The 14803-nt window shown below is 62.2% G+C and carries 14 protein-coding genes; 7 read left to right on the top strand and 7 right to left on the bottom strand.

Features of this window, described 5'->3' with window-relative positions; genetic code table 11:
- Window positions 1–6: 6 nt before the first annotated feature.
- Both RPE78_RS02790 and RPE78_RS02785 read right to left on the bottom strand, forming a co-directional pair.
- Window positions 7–1407, bottom strand: coding sequence for a YcjX family protein (locus RPE78_RS02790; RefSeq protein WP_406721184.1), 1401 nt, complete (start codon window positions 1405–1407; stop codon window positions 7–9).
- Window positions 1408–1619: 212 nt separating this feature from the next.
- Window positions 1620–3128 (bottom strand): 2-isopropylmalate synthase, encoded by a 1509-nt coding sequence (locus tag RPE78_RS02785; RefSeq protein WP_406721183.1) that lies wholly within the window; start codon window positions 3126–3128, stop codon window positions 1620–1622.
- Window positions 3129–3330: 202 nt separating this feature from the next.
- Here RPE78_RS02785 and RPE78_RS02780 point away from each other — a divergent pair, with 202 nt between their 5' ends.
- Complete coding sequence (locus RPE78_RS02780; RefSeq protein WP_406721182.1) at window positions 3331–4995, top strand: NAD+ synthase; 1665 nt, start codon at window positions 3331–3333, stop codon at window positions 4993–4995.
- A gap of 81 nt (window positions 4996–5076) precedes the next feature.
- Here RPE78_RS02780 and RPE78_RS02775 read toward each other — a convergent pair whose 3' ends face one another.
- The gene (locus RPE78_RS02775; RefSeq protein ID WP_339107970.1) at window positions 5077–6021 is read right to left on the bottom strand and encodes a 1-phosphofructokinase family hexose kinase; all 945 of its coding nucleotides are present in this window, start codon (window positions 6019–6021) and stop codon (window positions 5077–5079) included.
- A 145-nt stretch (window positions 6022–6166) separates the two neighbouring features.
- On the opposite strand from RPE78_RS02775, the gene RPE78_RS02770 reads away from it, so the two are divergent.
- Together RPE78_RS02770 and RPE78_RS02765 are read left to right on the top strand one after the other, a co-directional pair.
- A complete protein-coding gene (locus RPE78_RS02770; protein ID WP_339107969.1) occupies window positions 6167–6376 on the top strand; it encodes a hypothetical protein in 210 nt (69 codons plus the stop codon).
- 14 nt (window positions 6377–6390) lie between these two features.
- Window positions 6391–7386, top strand: a complete 996-nt coding sequence (locus tag RPE78_RS02765) for a DUF6976 family protein (protein WP_339107968.1) — start codon at window positions 6391–6393, stop codon at window positions 7384–7386.
- A 119-nt stretch (window positions 7387–7505) separates the two neighbouring features.
- Here RPE78_RS02765 and RPE78_RS02760 read toward each other — a convergent pair whose 3' ends face one another.
- On the bottom strand, window positions 7506–8459 hold the full coding sequence (locus RPE78_RS02760) for an MBL fold metallo-hydrolase (RefSeq protein WP_406721181.1): 954 nt from the start codon (window positions 8457–8459) through the stop codon (window positions 7506–7508).
- A gap of 237 nt (window positions 8460–8696) precedes the next feature.
- On the opposite strand from RPE78_RS02760, the gene gltX reads away from it, so the two are divergent.
- The 4 genes from gltX to RPE78_RS02740 all read left to right on the top strand — a co-directional run bounded on the left by gltX (window position 8697) and on the right by RPE78_RS02740 (window position 12273).
- Window positions 8697–10022 carry a glutamate--tRNA ligase gene (gene gltX / locus RPE78_RS02755; RefSeq protein WP_406721180.1) on the top strand — a complete coding sequence of 442 codons (1326 nt, stop codon included), beginning with the start codon at window positions 8697–8699 and terminating at the stop codon, window positions 10020–10022.
- A 577-nt stretch (window positions 10023–10599) separates the two neighbouring features.
- Entirely contained in the window at window positions 10600–11100 is a 501-nt protein-coding gene (locus tag RPE78_RS02750) for a YbjN domain-containing protein (protein ID WP_339107965.1), read from the top strand.
- Between the two features lie 28 nt (window positions 11101–11128).
- Window positions 11129–11941, top strand: a complete 813-nt coding sequence (proC, locus tag RPE78_RS02745) for a pyrroline-5-carboxylate reductase (RefSeq protein WP_406721179.1) — start codon at window positions 11129–11131, stop codon at window positions 11939–11941.
- Entirely contained in the window at window positions 11938–12273 is a 336-nt protein-coding gene (locus tag RPE78_RS02740) for a tRNA-binding protein (RefSeq protein WP_339107963.1), read from the top strand. The genes proC and RPE78_RS02740 overlap by 4 nt, the downstream gene beginning before the upstream one ends.
- A 117-nt stretch (window positions 12274–12390) precedes the next feature.
- Here RPE78_RS02740 and RPE78_RS02735 read toward each other — a convergent pair whose 3' ends face one another.
- The 3 genes from RPE78_RS02735 to RPE78_RS02725 form a co-directional block, all read right to left on the bottom strand.
- Window positions 12391–12969 carry a thymidine kinase gene (locus RPE78_RS02735; protein ID WP_339109535.1) on the bottom strand — a complete coding sequence of 193 codons (579 nt, stop codon included), beginning with the start codon at window positions 12967–12969 and terminating at the stop codon, window positions 12391–12393.
- 140 nt (window positions 12970–13109) lie between these two features.
- On the bottom strand, window positions 13110–13559 hold the full coding sequence (dtd, locus tag RPE78_RS02730) for a D-aminoacyl-tRNA deacylase (protein ID WP_339109534.1): 450 nt from the start codon (window positions 13557–13559) through the stop codon (window positions 13110–13112).
- A 98-nt stretch (window positions 13560–13657) separates the two neighbouring features.
- Window positions 13658–14794 carry a primosomal protein N' (replication factor Y) - superfamily II helicase gene (locus RPE78_RS02725; RefSeq protein ID WP_406721178.1) on the bottom strand — a complete coding sequence of 379 codons (1137 nt, stop codon included), beginning with the start codon at window positions 14792–14794 and terminating at the stop codon, window positions 13658–13660.
- Window positions 14795–14803 lie beyond the last annotated feature (9 nt).

Raw genomic sequence — 14803 nt, 5'->3', positions numbered from 1 at the left:
GTTTTCTCACAGGCGGTCTCCCAGCAGGAATTCGGCGGCGCGGTCAAGGCGGATATGGGGCGGGCCATCGCCCGGACGCAGGGCCAAGGGGGCAGGGGCGAAATTCATGATCGAATAATCGCCCGCCAGCCAATCCTCGCGCCCGCGCCGTGCGGCCGACAGAAGCTGCGCGGGGTCTTCAGGTAGTTCCCCCGGATAAAGCGCCACATTCCGCCCGTCGGGCAGCCGCCCGCGTACCGCAGGCAGCAGGCTATCGCCTTGGGGGATCTCGGCCTCGGTGGTGGCGCGCAGGGCGGCAATGGCAAGCGCCTGCGTCTTGGCACCTGCGAAATCGGCGCGGTCCTTGGCCTCGCGTAGAAGCGCCTGCATGATCTGGCTCAGCCGCGCGTGCTGGCTGTGGTGCAGATGGTCGGCCTTGGTTGCGGCAAAGAGGATACGCTCCACCCGATGCCCGCCAATCAGGCTGGTCAGCCAACTGGCCCTGCCCGGACGGAAGGCGCCCAGAATATCGGCCATGGTCTGGCGCAGATCCTCCAAGGCGGCAGGCCCCGCATGGATGGCGCTCAGCACATCCACCAGAACCACCTGCCGGTCGATACGGGCGAAATGGTCGCGGAAGAAGGGGCGCACGATCTCGCGCTTATAGGCGTCATAGCGGCGCTCCATCTCGCGGGCCAAAGATCCGCGTGGCGCTTCCGAGGGCGGCAGCGGCGCGAAGGTTAGCGCGGGCGATCCGGCCTTTTCTCCGGGCAAGAGGAACCGCCCCGGAGAGCAATCGGAAAAGCCCGCAGCCTTCGCCGCCTGTAGATACTGCGTAAAACTGCGTGCCAAAGCATCGGCCACAGGCTCGTCATGGCGCTGGTCGGGGTCGGTCTGACGGGCCAGTGCCAGATAGGCCTCGCCCCCGCGCATGGCGAGGCGGTTAAAGGCCTCATCCGCCCATTGTCGGTAGCTCTTTTCCATCAGCCCCAGATCCAGCAGCCATTCCCCGGGATAGTCGACAATATCCAGATGCACGGTGCGCATCCCCCGCATCCCCGCCAGCATCCCGCTGGGCGCGACACGGAAACTCAGCCGCAACTGCGAGACAGCCCCCGTACCCTCGGGCCAATGCGGGTTTTGGCCCGTCAGGTCGGCCAGATGGCTCTCATAGGCGAAACGCGGCAGGGTGTCATCGGGCTGGGGCTGCAGAAAGGCGGCCCGAATGCGGGACTGTCCGGTCAGCGCGGGCATCTTCCCACGGTCCAGCAGATTGGCCACCAGCGAGGTGATGAACACCGTCTTGCCCGCGCGCGACAGGCCGGTCACCCCCAAGCGGATGACGGGCTCGAACAGGCTCTCGCTGACCGAGGCCCCAAGGCCCTCGATCCGCCGCGTCAGCCCGTCTGCAAGATCGGAGATACCCAAAATCCGCGCCCCTATGCGATTGATCTCGCGTAGATATAGGAGGAGGCCGGAGGGGGTTCAATCGTCGTGGCCCGTATTCCATCAGGCGCTTGCGCGGGACGGGCGGTTGATGGGCGTGCCGCAGGCCGCCCATCCGCGTGCGAGGGGGTTCGATGCCCCCGAGCGCGCGGCTCCCCCCCCGCACCATCGCAGCCCGAGGCTCAGCGGCAGTCTCAGTCTGGCAGGCCATTTGCAGACGGGGCCGCCATTTCGGGGGCGGGGGCCTCCTCGGCGGGGGTGCTGGGCTGGGCCGGCACCGCTTTGGCCTCGCCGCCCGCTTCGGTCAGGGTGTTATCCGACCAGCTGCCCGAGGCCGTCTGCCCGTCGGCATATTTCATCACGCCCGCGCCCTGACGCTTTCCTTGCGCGAAATGGCCCGTGTAGACATCGCCATTGGCATAGCTTGCCACACCTTCACCATCGATCTCGCCCTCGCGCCAGTCGCCCTCATAGGTAAACCCGTCCGGCATCGTCAAACGCCCCTTGCCCGAGCGCTGGCCGTTCTCGAAGTTGCCCTCATAGACCGTGCCATCGGCATAGGTCGCGCGGCCTTGGCCCTGCCGTTGCCCGCCTTTCCATGCGCCCTCATAGACATAGCCGTCGGGATAGGTCATCCGGCCCTGACCCTCGTTGCGGGCATTGACGAAATCGCCCTCATAGGTCAGCCCGTTGGCATAGGTGGCGCGGCCACGGCCCTCGATCTGGCCCGCAGCCCATTGGCCCTCATAGCTGGACCCGTCGGGATAGGTGATCTTGCCCTGACCATCGGGCAGATCATTGACGAAGGCGCCCTCATAGACTGACCCGTCGGGATAGGTCACGCGGCCCTGACCCTCGATCCGGCCCTCGACCCAATCGCCCGAGTAGACATAGCCATCCGTCCCGCGAAAGGTCCCTTTGCCCTGACGGCGGTCCATGACGAAAGTTCCCTCGTAGACGTCGCCATTGGCATAGGTCACCTTGCCCTGACCATTGCGCCGCCCGTTCTCCATGCCGCCTTCATAGAGATCGCCATTGGCCTGTGACAGATGGCCCGTGCCATTCATCTGGCCCGCTTTCCACATGCCCGAATAGCTCAGCCCGTCGGCCATGGTCAGCGTGCCCTGACCGTCGCGCTGGCCCGCCTTCATGCCGCCCTCATAGGTGGCGCCATCGGGATAGGTGATCTTGCCGGTGCCTTCCTTGACGCCATTGACCCAGTCGCCCTCGTAGCGATAGCCGTTCTCGCCGGTCAGCACACCTTTGCCATCATGGCGGGCATTCTTGAAACGGCCTTTATAGGTTGTGCCATTGGCATAGCGTGCCACACCCTCGCCGGTAATCTCGCCTGCCTGCCACTGGCCCTCATAGGTGCCACCGTCAATAAAGGTGATCTTGCCGGTGCCATCGGGCTTTCCGGCGGTGAACTGGCCTTCATAGACCGAGCCATTGGGAAACCGCGCCCGACCCTCGCCCTGAATCTGGCCGGCCACCCATGCGCCTTCATATTCATAGCCCGAGGGCAGGCTATATGTTCCGTGCCCGTCCTGTTTGCCGTTGCGGAAGGTCCCCGTATAGATGCCGCCATCGTCATATTCCTTTGTGGCGACATCGCCAGCCTCTTCCTGTGCCACCACCACGCTGGCCGTGCCAAGACCGATCGCGATGACAAGGGCAAGATTGCGAAGCTGGGGCAGGGTCATGGAAGCGGCTCTCCTGAAGATAGGCGTTCGGGTGGTCTGTTTCCCGACCGGCCTGCCCAAACTACGTGGATGTGCATGGTGAGACAAGGGCAGGCGCGGCCTGCAAGCCATTGTGATTTTGCCCCATACTCTTTCCCGATGCTCTTCCCCTTGCGCGCGCTTCCCGATACACCATCCCCCGTACTTTATGAGGATCTGTCCTATGGCCGCGACCTTCCGTCTGACCCTTGCCCAGCTGAACCCCACGGTGGGGGCGCTTGATGCCAATGCCGCCAAGGCCGTGGCCGCTTGGGAGGAAGGCCGTGCCGCAGGGGCCGATTTCGTGGCGCTGCCCGAGATGTTCCTGACCGGCTACCAGACGCAGGATCTGGTGATGAAGCCCGCCTTCATTGCCGATTGCATGGCGCGGATCGAGGCTCTGGCCGCCCGTCTGGCCGATGGTCCGGCTCTGGGGATCGGCGCGCCCTATCAGGACGCGACCGGCCATTATAACGCCTATTGGGTGCTCAAGGGCGGGAAGGTTGCGGCGCGGGTTCTCAAACATGACCTGCCGCATAAGGAGGTCTTTGACGAGCATCGTATCTATGATGTGGGTCCGATCTCCGGCCCCGTGCAGATCGGGGCGGCGCGTATCGGCCTGCCGATCTGCGAGGATGCATGGCATGCGGATGTCGCCGAGACGCTGATGGAGACCGGCGCGCAGATCCTGATCGTGCCCAATGGCTCGCCCTATCATCGCGGCAAGCACGAGGTGCGGCTGAACCATATGGTGGCGCGGGTCGTGGAAACCGGCCTGCCGCTCGTCTATCTGAATTCGGTTGGCGGGCAGGACGATCAGGTGTTTGACGGGGCGACATTCGTTCTGAATGCCGACCGCTCGCTGGCGGCGCAATTCGCGCCCTTCGACGAGATCATCGACCATATCACCTTTACCGAGACGCCTTCGGGCTGGGTCGCCGCCGAGGGCCGCTTTGACCCGCAGCCCGACGCTTGGGAGCAGGATTACCGCGCGATGGTGATGGCGACCCATGATTATCTGGCGAAATCGGGGTTCAAAAAGGCGGTGCTGGGCCTGTCGGGCGGGATCGATTCCGCCATTGTGGCGACCATTGCCGCCGATGCCTTTGGCCCCGAGAATGTGCATTGCGTGATGCTGCCTTCGGAATACACCAGCCAAGGGTCTCTGGATGATGCGGCGGAACTGGCGCGGCGCGTGGGCACCAAGCTTGATACTGTGCATATCGAACCCGCACGTGATGGGGTGACACAGGCGCTGGCCCATGTGTTCGAGGGCATGGCCCCCGATGTGACCGAGGAAAACATCCAGTCGCGCCTGCGCGGCACGATCCTGATGGCGATTTCCAACAAGTTCGGGGCGATGCTGCTGACCACCGGCAATAAATCGGAAATGGCCGTGGGCTATTGCACGATCTATGGCGATATGAACGGCGGCTATAACCCGATCAAGGATCTCTACAAGACCCGCGTCTTCGAGACCTGCCGCTGGCGCAATGTCAATCACCGCCCGTGGATGAAGGCGCCCGAGGGCGAGGTGATCCCGACCGTCATCATCGACAAGCCGCCCTCGGCAGAGCTGCGCCCTGACCAGAAGGATGAAGACAGCCTGCCGCCCTATCCGGTGCTGGATGATATCCTTGAACGTCTGGTCGAGGGCGATCAATCCGTGGCCGAGATTGTGGCCGCCGGGCATGACCGCGAGACGGTCAAGCGGATCGAGCATCTGCTGTATATTTCCGAATGGAAACGCTTCCAGTCAGCGCCTGGCACCAAGCTGACGCGCAAAGCCTTCTGGCTCGACCGCCGCTATCCGATGGTCAACCGCTGGCGCGACCAGTCGGGCCAGTAGCTGCCGGACAGTAGGCGATAGGGTGCGCGCCTGCGCGCCCTGTCCGCTTCGGGTCTGCTGCGCGGTGCAGGCGGATGGCCGCTAGAGGGCCGATACCTCCAGATCCAGAAGCGCCTCGACATCCGTGCCACGGCAAAGCTCCGTTGCAGGGGTCATCACGGCGGCCGCTGCGGCTGCGGCACCATATCTCAGGGCGTCGGGCAGGGGGGCCCCGCGAGATAGCGCAAGGGTGAAACCTGCCACGAAGCTGTCGCCCGCGCCGACTTTCGACACGACCGGCACCTTTGGCGCTGTGGCAAACCAGCGATGGCTGGCGGTTGCCAGCACATTGCCCTCTGCACCACGGGCAATCAAAACCGCATGGGCCAAGCCCTTGGCCACCAGGTGTTGTGCGAAATCTGCGGTATCCGTGCGGGCGGGAAGGGGGTGGCCTGCAAGGTCTTCGGCCTCCAGATCATCCATCCGCAGCAGATCCGCTGCCTGATGCCGCCCGTCCAGAAGCTGGCGCAGGGCAGGGCCGGAGGTGTCCAGAAACACGCGCGCATGATGCGGTGCAACCAGCGAGGCAAGGCGGGCGGGAAAGTCCTCGGGAAAGCCCGGCGGCTGGCTGCCCGACAGCACGATAATGCCGCTCTCGGGCATGGCTCGGGCGATCTGTTCCAGCACCTGCCCCACATCCGCCGCCGACCAGTCCGGCCCCGGCATGACAAAGCGGTATTGCTCGCCGGTGCTTTCATCCGTGACCGTCAGGCTCTGGCGCGTTTCCCCCGGCGCGGCAAAGGGCACCAGCCCGATGCCTTGTGCCGCCAGAAGCGCGGCGACCTTCGTGCCGGTTGCCCCGCCAAGCGCGACAAAGGCCGTGCTCTGGCCGCCCATCGCGGCAATCGCGCGGCTGACATTGATGCCGCCACCCCCCGGATCTTCGGCAGGGTTGGTGCAGCGCAGCTTGCGTTCGGATTGCACATGGGCCGTGGCGATGGACAGATCCACGGTGGGGTTAAGCGTCACGGTCAGGATCGGGGTCATGGCAATTTCCTGATGATTGAAGCGTTTACCTTAAAACAAGAAAACCCTCTGGGAAATGGGGCGATTCATAGCTGAGCTTACCTTGCGAAAGCAAAACTTAAGAGTGTGTGGTTTACATGGCGGCATAAGGTTGAGGAGAGACGTTATGATCCCTGATACGAATGACCCGCGCTGGAAGCGCGTTCTGACTTCCGAGTCCGATTTGTCTGCGACCTCGTTGGCGACCCGTCTGATGGTCTCGCGGCTGCGTCGTGAAGTTGCCGCAAGTCCCGCTGCTCTGGCGGCCAAAATCGGGGAACTGCGTGATTTCGTCGCGAAGAATCCCTTTGCTACTGCCGATATGGCGAAATTCTGAAGCTGGAGCCTCCCATGAAAAATGAAATGCTGACTGTGGCGGATGTTGCCGCACGGATCGAAGACGGTGCCACGATGGTCATTGCCGGGGCGGAAGAGCTTCTGCGCGAGTTGCCCAAGGGGAATTGGATCGGCGGGACGACGGTGTATTTTGTCACCGATCAAGGCGGCGCCGTGGTGCGTGACAAGCTGTTCTGCACAACCTTCGATCGCGCTGCCGAAGTGGCTGTGCGCTATGTCGGGGTCGACGGGCTGAACACCATTGCCGAAGGCTATAAGCCCAATGGGTTCACGATGATCATGATTCCGGCCTTCTCGGTGGCGCATTCGAATTTTGCCGTCGAAGGCCAGACCTATGACAACCTGTTCAACCAGCCTCTGGCGGGCTGGATTACCGGCGTGCATCTGGATGATCTGGGCAAGAAGGCCCCGATGATTTTCGATGGTGCGACGGGTAAGGGCTATGACGAAGGGGCGGTGCTGCTGCATGTGGGCCTGCCGGCGGATGCCAAGGCCGATCTGGATATCCTCAATATCTTTGCGCAAGGCGACCAGAAAGACCTGACCTTCCGCTTCCAGAAAGACGGGTTCTCGGCGGTAACCGCTGAGGTGAACGGTCAGCAGGTCGATTTCGCGCAATATATCGAAGACAATAAAATCGATACCCGTCTGCCTCTGGTGGCCAATTACTCCGGTGCGATGGTCAATGTCTCGATCCAGTCGGTCGATACGCAAAGCGGCGAGGTGAAGTTCTACGCGCCGGTGGTCGAAGGGGTGGAATACCGTATGGCCAATGCGCTTGGCAGCTATGCGCAGGCCTTTGCCGATGGCGCGGGCAATGCGGGAGAGGGGCAGTATTCCTGTAATTGCATCCTCAACTATCTCTATGGCGAGCTGGAAGGCCAGCGCACCGGCAATTTCACCGGTCCGGTCACCTTCGGCGAGATTGCCTATATCCTTCTCAACCAGACACTGGTGCGTATGGATATCACCGATACCGACGCTGCCTGAGAGAAAACGTAAAGAAGGCCCGCCGGACTGGCGGGCCTTTCGCATTGGCTCCTGAAGTGCCCCTTACCTTTCGAGAGGGGGATGTCCGGCCCATAAGGCTGCCCCCAAGGCCATCGGGTTCAGACGTCCTTCGGCAGGTTGAACTGGTAACTCGCAGGTACGAATTCGTAGCCTTCGTCCTTGGGATGTAAAAAGCCCAAGCCGGGGAAGGGCATGTGATAGCCGATAAACGGGACACGGGCTTCGGCCACGCGTTTGAGCAGCCGGTCACGGGTTTCTTTGGCCTTTTCCTTGTCCATATCAAACCGCACCTCCCAGTCGGGGCGTTGCAGGGACCAGACATAGTGATTGGCCGTGTCCGCCGTCAGGACAAGCTGCTGCCCGCCGCTGGTGATCCAATAGGCCAGCATTCCGGGCGTATGCCCGTAGGCGTCGACGGCCTTGAAACCGGGCAGGAATTCATCGTCAGGATTGATGAACTGGAAGCGATCCTCTAGCGGGCGCAGCTTTGCATCAAATCCGGCATTTTTGGTCTGTGACCAGTAATCCCATTCGACCTGACCGGTGATATGGGTTGCATCGGGGAAGGTCGGTCCGTCTTCTCCCATCAAACCGCCGATATGGTCGCCATGCATATGCGTGATCACCACATGGGTGATGCTTTGCGGTGCAACTCCGGCGGCCTTCATGGCGCCGGTCAGGCCCTCGACGTCCAGCCCCGTGTCAAACAGGATCTTTGCATCACCTGTTTCCACCACGACCGGCGTAAAGCTGTTCAGCGCGCGGTCCGTGGGCAGGAAATTGGCTTCGGACAGGGCGGTGAATTCCCCATCCGAGGCATTCAGGCCGAAGGTGCCATGCGGCTCCGGCAGCAACTTGGTGCCTGCCAGAAGCGTGGTGACGGTCAGATCGCCGATCACGAAGCGGCGATAGGCCGGAATGGCCGCAGGTTGGCTGGGCATGCTGGCCTCGTCTGTCTGGGCAAAGGCTGTTGTGGAGGTGAGTGTTGCACCAGCAACCGGCGCTACCGCGACCGTCAGCAAGGCGTTGCGGCGTGTCAAATGGGTGCTCATGGGTCTTTTCCTTCAAAACCAGTTGCATGACCAACTTAGGGGCGCGGCGCTGAATTGCGACTCACGCCTGCGTGACGCATTCAAAAAGGCGAAGTCTTTCCGGAGCGCTTAACCCTGGGTGGTCTGGATGTCTGTTAAGGCGTGGGGCGCAGGGCGGGTTTGAGCTATGGTTTGTCTTGAGGATATGGACAAATTCGCACTTTTATGGAAGACGGAAGCCGCATCAGGAGACTTTGAATGACCGTTACACGTTTCGCCCCGTCGCCCACCGGCTATATCCATGTCGGCAACCTGCGCACCGCGCTGATGAACTATCTCATCACCCGCAAGCAGGGAGGCACGTTCATTCTGCGCCTTGATGACACCGATCAGGAACGGTCCAAGCAGGAATATATCGATGGTCTGAAAGAAGATCTCGAATGGCTCGGCTTTACCTGGGACCGCGAGGAATACCAGTCCAAGCGCTTCGACCGCTATTATGCCGTGGCCGAAGAGCTGAAGGCTGCAGGGCGTCTGTACGAATGTTTCGAAAGCCCGACCGAGCTGGACCTCAAGCGTAAGAAGCAGCTCAATATGGGTAAGCCGCCGGTTTATGACCGCGCGTCGATGAATCTGACCGAAGCCGAGAAACAGGCCTATCGTGACGAGGGCCGCCAAGGCTATTGGCGCTTCCGGTTGGATCTGGAACGCATCGAATGGCATGACGGCATCTTGGGCGATCTGTCGATTGACGCGGCGTCGGTCTCGGACCCGGTGCTGATCAAGGCCTCGGGGCAGATCCTTTATACGTTCGCATCCTCGGTCGATGACACCGATATGCAGGTCACCGATATCGTGCGCGGGGGCGACCACGTCACCAATACGGCGACGCAGATCCAGATCATCCGTGCCATCGGTGGCACGCCGCCGAATTTCGCGCACCACTCGCTGCTGACCGGTCCGCATGGCGAAGAGCTGTCCAAGCGTCTGGGCGCGCTGTCGATCCGCGATCTGCGGGCATCAGGTGTGGCCCCCGAGGCGCTTCTGTCCATGATGGCGCGTCTGGGCTCCAGCCAGCCGGTCGAGTTGAAAATGTCGATGGAAGAGCTGATTGACGGCTTCGATCTGAGCCATTTCGGGTCGGCACCGACGAAATTCGACAGCGCCGATCTGATCCCGCTGACCCGCGCCCGCAATCAGCAACTGCCCTTTGCGGATGTGAAGGACCAGATCCTTGCGCTGGGCATTCCTGCCGAGCAGGCCGAGCAGTTCTGGAAGGTCGCCTCGCAGAATATCGACAAGCTGTCCGATCTGGCGGGTTGGGCGGATCTGTGTCTCAACGGTGCCGAGCCGATGATTGCCGAGGAGGATCGCGCGTTCGTGGCCGAGGCACTGGCTGAACTGCCCGAAGGCCCCTTCACCGAGACCACTTGGAAAGAGTGGACCGGCGCGATGAAGGAGAAATCGGGCCGGAAGGGCAAGGGCCTCTTCATGCCGCTGCGCAAGGCGATCACCGGCATGGATCATGGTCCCGATATGGGCGAGCTGATGCCGCTGCTGCACAAGGTGCGCGCCCGCGCGTAAGCGTAACGACCGCATGGATGTTTCTGAAAGCCCCCGAACAGGTTTCGGGGGCTTTTGCATGTGCTACGGCCTTGTGCATCGGGCGGGTCCCGTTCGGCCAAAGCCGAAAGGGGCGATATTTCAAACGGGGCACGAAAAAGTGACAGGCGCTCTGATCCTGTGTCGTGCTGGTGATGTGCCGCGTGGAACCCTGGCGTGTTCCGTCAGGCGGAGAGGTGGCGGATTCGTCACAGGCGAATCGGCAAGCTTTTGAAGTTTCATAAAAAAACGATTCGGTGGTTGCGAATCCCCCGCGAGTCAGGCGATCCCTAGTCCCGTGAAACATTCCGGAGAAGGCCGCGTGGAGTTATCCACAGGTTCGCACCGGGATTCGTCCAGATATGCGGGGGGTAAGGGTTTTTATCCCCAGATATCGTAGGCGGAGCAGAAGTTATCCACTACTATCTCGTTTACACCCTGTTTCACACAAGTCACGATATCTGGTATGAATAGGAAACGGCCCCGCCGCTTCTAGTATGCACGACAACCCGTTGCGGTTCATCGCAGGGGAATGAACAAGAGCAGAAGGACCAGACATATGGCACTCAGCGACGATTATATCGGCGACGACGCCCACCCGATCGATGTGGTCGAGGATCTGGCCGAGGCCCATGCCTGGGAATTCAATCGTGTGACGGATGACCAGATCGCAATGGTCGTCGAGGGCCAATGGCGCAGCTATTCGCTGACGCTGGCATGGTCCGATCAGGACGAGATGCTGCGCCTGATCATGACCTTCGAGATGGACCCGCCTGCCGAGCGTCTGCCGGTGCTTTACGACATGCTCAACCGTGCCAATGATCAGGTCTGGTCGGGGGGCTTTGTCTATTGGCCCGAACAGCGTCTGATGGCATGGCGCTATGGTCTGGTGCTGACCGGCGGGCAATGCGCCTCGATCCAGCAACTCGACGAGATGATCGGCACCGCGCTGATGTCGGCCGAGCGTTTCTATCCGGCCTTCCAGTTGGGGTGCTGGGGCAATCGCACGGCGGCAGATGCCATTCAGGTGGCCATTGCAGAGGCCTACGGACGCGCCTAATCTTTGCCCCGATAAAGAAGGGGGCAAAATGGATTTTTCCGATATTTCCGAACGTGGTCTGGTGCTTCTGGGCTGTGGCAAGATGGGGTCGGCCATGCTGGCGGGCTGGCTGAAAGGCGGGCTTGATCCGCAATCGGTCACCGTAATCGCGCCGCGCCCTTCGGACTGGGTCAAAAGCACCGGTGTGCGGATCAATGCGCCGCTGCCGGCCGCGCCCGCCGTGGTGCTGCTGGCGGTGAAGCCGCAGAAGATGGGTGAGGCCTTGCCGCAACTGGCCGCGCTGGGAAATGGCCATACGCTGTTTCTCTCGGTCGCGGCGGGGCTGACCTTGGCAAAATATGAGGCGATTCTGGGGGAGAAGACCCCGATCGTGCGGGCGATGCCCAATACGCCTTCCGCCATCGGGCGGGGGATCACCGCGATTTGCGGGAATGCGATGACGCAGGACGCCGATCTCCGGATTGCCGAAGGGTTGCTCGGGGCAATCGGGCAGGTCGTCCGGCTGGAGAGTGAGGGGCAGATGGATGCGGTGACGGCTGTGTCCGGATCCGGTCCGGCCTATGTCTTCCATCTGATCGAAACGCTGGCGGCGGCGGGGGTATCGCAAGGGCTTCCGGCGGAGCTGGCCATGACGCTCGCCAAGGCAACCGTTGGCGGGGCAGGGCAACTGGCAGAAGACTCGCCCGAGGATCCGGCCCAGTTGCGGGTCAATGTGACCTCGCCGGGTGGTACGACGGCGGCGGCTCTGGCTGTGTTGATGGACGAGGCGCAGGGGTTTCCGGCATTGCTGGAGCGGGCGGTCAAAGCCGCTGCCGACCGTGGGCGGGAACTTGGCGCATGAGCGCGACCTTCGACGATTTTCTGAAGCTTGATATCCGTGTGGGGCAGATTACCCGCGCGGAGCCTTTCCCCGAGGCCCGCAAGCCCGCGATCAAGCTCTGGATCGATTTCGGGGCAGAGCTCGGGGAAAAAAGGTCTTCGGCGCAGATCACCAAATATTACGAGCCACAGGATCTGGTCGGGAAGCAGGTTCTGGCAGTTGTCAATTTTCCGCCGCGCCAGATTGGTCCGGTGAAGTCGGAGGTGCTGGTGCTTGGGGTGCCGGATAAGGAGGGCGGCGTGGTGCTGATCGGGCCGGATCTTGCTGTGCCTCTCGGGGGGCGTCTCCACTGATCTTTCGCTTCGAGTGCATGGCCTGCCAAAGGGTTGCGCGCCGCGAAGCGGCGCGCCCCGGGGCGCGCGAGGCGCGGCTTCGCCGCGCTCGCGCGCAACCTGCCGGAGGCGTTTGTTTTATTGGCCCATCTTTTCGCGCCAGTGGCGTCGGCAGAGGGAGACATAGGTTTCGTTGCCCCCGACCTGTACCTGCTCGCCGCCCTTCAGCGCCTGTCCATCCGGTCCCATCCGCACCACCATCGTCGCCTTGCGCCCGCAATGACAGATTGTCCGGACCTCGCGCATGTCGTCGGCCAGAGCCAGCAATGCAGCCGAGCCCGGGAAAAGCTCCCCCATGAAATCAACGCGCAGTCCGTAGCACATGACCGGAATGTCAAGATCGTCGCAGGCGCGGGCCAGTTGCCAGACCTGATCGCGGGTAAGAAACTGCGCTTCGTCAAGAAAAACGCAGGCACAGGGCCCCTCTTCGAGGCGGTCGCGGATCAGGGTGAACATGTCGGTTTCGGGCGTGAAGCAGGCGGCATCCGCGCCGATGCCGATGCGGCTGCCGATACGGCCCTGACCCGCGCGGGTATCCAGCTTGGCCGTTACCAAGAGCGTCTGCATCCCGCGTTCGACATAATTGTAGGAGGCCTGCAGCAGCATCGTGCTTTTGCCGGCATTCATGGTTGAATAATGGAAATACAGCTTGGCCATAGTTGGGGGATAGCCCTGTGGGGGCTGCGGGGCAAGAGGACGCAGGGCGGTGCCGGACGGCGGATGCGGGGCCGCGCGGGTATCGAACCCCCGCGGCCCCGCCACATCCCTGCAGGGATGTGTGACCCGTGTGGCGTGTTTCAGCCGCGATCCGCCGTGTCGAGCCAGATGGTAACGGGTCCGTCATTTGTCAGGCTGACCGCCATATCGGCGGCAAAGATGCCGTTTTCCACCGGCAGCCCCAACGCGCGCAGTGCCTTGCTGAAATGTTCGTACAGATGTTTGCCGGTGTCGGGGGCGGCTGCCGTCGAAAAGCCCGGGCGGTTGCCTGTGCGTGTATCGGCAGCCAGCGTGAACTGGCTCACCACAAGGCAGGCCCCGCCGATATCGCTGACGGAACGGTTCATTTTGCCCGCCTCGTCCTTGAATATCCGTAGCTTGGCGACACGCGCGGCCAGTTTCTCGGCCTGGATTTCGCGGTCCCCCTCCATCGCGCAGACCAGCACCAGCAGGCCGGCCCCGATTTCGCCGGTGATCCGGCCTTCCACTTCGACTTTGGCTTGGGTGACACGTTGCAGCAGGGCGCGCATGGGTTTGACCTTCATATAGGTGTGTTCTGGGATATACTGCAGGGCGCGCGCCGTCACGCGTGCCCTGCATGCGGCATTCGGCAGCCGGATGCGACAGGCTAGCGCGAGAAATAGAGCACCAGCCCCGCAATCACCGCAACCGCGACGGCCGCAAGCGCGATTTTCCACACCGACCACGGCCGGTCGCCCGAGACGCAACCGGTTTGGCCATTGACGATGAACCGGTAGCTTTTGCCTTGGAACCGGTAAGCGGCGGACCAGATTGGCAACAGGATATGCTTGAAGGTCTCGTCAGAGAATTGCGGGTCCATTGCCGCGATCCTTTGTGTGTCACCGCCGATATCGCGACGGATATCGCTCTGGATCACCTGCAGCATCTTTGCTTGGGCCTGATGATGCGCTTCCGGCACTTCGACGGTATAATTCTCGGCAGAAAACCCCGCCAGAAAGCTCGCATCATAGCCTGCCACATGCGAGAGGTTCCAAGGCATCAGCTTTCCCACATGCGGGGCGGGCAGGGAGCGTGCCGCATAGACCAGCACGTCGTCGAAATCGCGCCCCACCTGACCGGCCACCGGTGTCCAGCGGATACGGCGCTCCTGTTGCTCGCGGCGCACGGTCTGGCCGTTCTCGTTGACGGTAACCAGACGGGTCTCGTAATAATAATCGCCGCGTTGTCCGGAATAACGGGTGCGGGTGCGGGCATCGAAGGTCCAGAACGGTGCGTAGACGCCGGTCATCTTACGCCCTTTTCGCGCAAATTCGGCCAGACCATTGGGGGCAAACCAGCGCCCCTTTAGCCATTTGGTCAGGGCTGCGCGGGCTTCCGTTTCGGTGACGGCAAAGGGCAGGACCCCCTGTGGGCGGAACTGACGGATATCGCCGGCATCCGTCACGATCGGGGTCGCACAGAACGGACATTCCGTGGCGTGCTGGTCCGGCCCCAGCTCGATCTGGGCCGAGCAGTTGGGGCAGGACAGATGGCGGCTTTCATGGCTTTGGGTTTCGGGCAGACCATTGGCCAGCACCGGTGCCAGCGGGAGCTCACGAAGACCGCTCTCCCCGCGATGGAGAATGGCGGGAATGTCCTGCATGTGGCCACAATGGTCACAGACCATCCGTGTCTCGCCGGGATTGAAGCGCAGATCCGCGCCACAGGCCTCGCAGGGATAGATCTGGGGGGGCTTTGCACGCGGCTTGTCTGCCGTCGGGCGGGCCACTCGGGGCAGTTTCATCGGCTCGGG

Source organism: Thioclava litoralis (genome assembly GCF_045278885.1).
GTDB classification, from domain to species: domain Bacteria; phylum Pseudomonadota; class Alphaproteobacteria; order Rhodobacterales; family Rhodobacteraceae; genus Thioclava; species Thioclava litoralis.
The sequence above is the reverse complement of the archived record's forward strand: the minus strand, read 5'-3'. Positions and strand labels throughout refer to the sequence as shown.

Bases quoted from the DNA above. Each gene is read 5' to 3' on its own strand.
- dtd (WP_339109534.1), bottom strand. From the start codon at position 13,559: ATGCGCGCCCTGCTGCAACGTGTCACCCAAGCCAAAGTCGAAGTGGAA.
- RPE78_RS02750 (WP_339107965.1), top strand. From the start codon at position 10,600: ATGGCACTCAGCGACGATTATATCGGCGACGACGCCCACCCGATCGAT.
- RPE78_RS02765 (WP_339107968.1), top strand. From the start codon at position 6,391: ATGAAAAATGAAATGCTGACTGTGGCGGATGTTGCCGCACGGATCGAA.
- gltX (WP_406721180.1), top strand. From the start codon at position 8,697: ATGACCGTTACACGTTTCGCCCCGTCGCCCACCGGCTATATCCATGTC.
- RPE78_RS02740 (WP_339107963.1), top strand. From the start codon at position 11,938: ATGAGCGCGACCTTCGACGATTTTCTGAAGCTTGATATCCGTGTGGGG.
- RPE78_RS02725 (WP_406721178.1), bottom strand. From the start codon at position 14,794: ATGAAACTGCCCCGAGTGGCCCGCCCGACGGCAGACAAGCCGCGTGCA.
- RPE78_RS02735 (WP_339109535.1), bottom strand. From the start codon at position 12,969: ATGGCCAAGCTGTATTTCCATTATTCAACCATGAATGCCGGCAAAAGC.
- RPE78_RS02785 (WP_406721183.1), bottom strand. From the start codon at position 3,128: ATGACCCTGCCCCAGCTTCGCAATCTTGCCCTTGTCATCGCGATCGGT.
- proC (WP_406721179.1), top strand. From the start codon at position 11,129: ATGGATTTTTCCGATATTTCCGAACGTGGTCTGGTGCTTCTGGGCTGT.
- RPE78_RS02775 (WP_339107970.1), bottom strand. From the start codon at position 6,021: ATGACCCCGATCCTGACCGTGACGCTTAACCCCACCGTGGATCTGTCC.
- RPE78_RS02770 (WP_339107969.1), top strand. From the start codon at position 6,167: ATGATCCCTGATACGAATGACCCGCGCTGGAAGCGCGTTCTGACTTCC.
- RPE78_RS02780 (WP_406721182.1), top strand. From the start codon at position 3,331: ATGGCCGCGACCTTCCGTCTGACCCTTGCCCAGCTGAACCCCACGGTG.
- RPE78_RS02760 (WP_406721181.1), bottom strand. From the start codon at position 8,459: ATGAGCACCCATTTGACACGCCGCAACGCCTTGCTGACGGTCGCGGTA.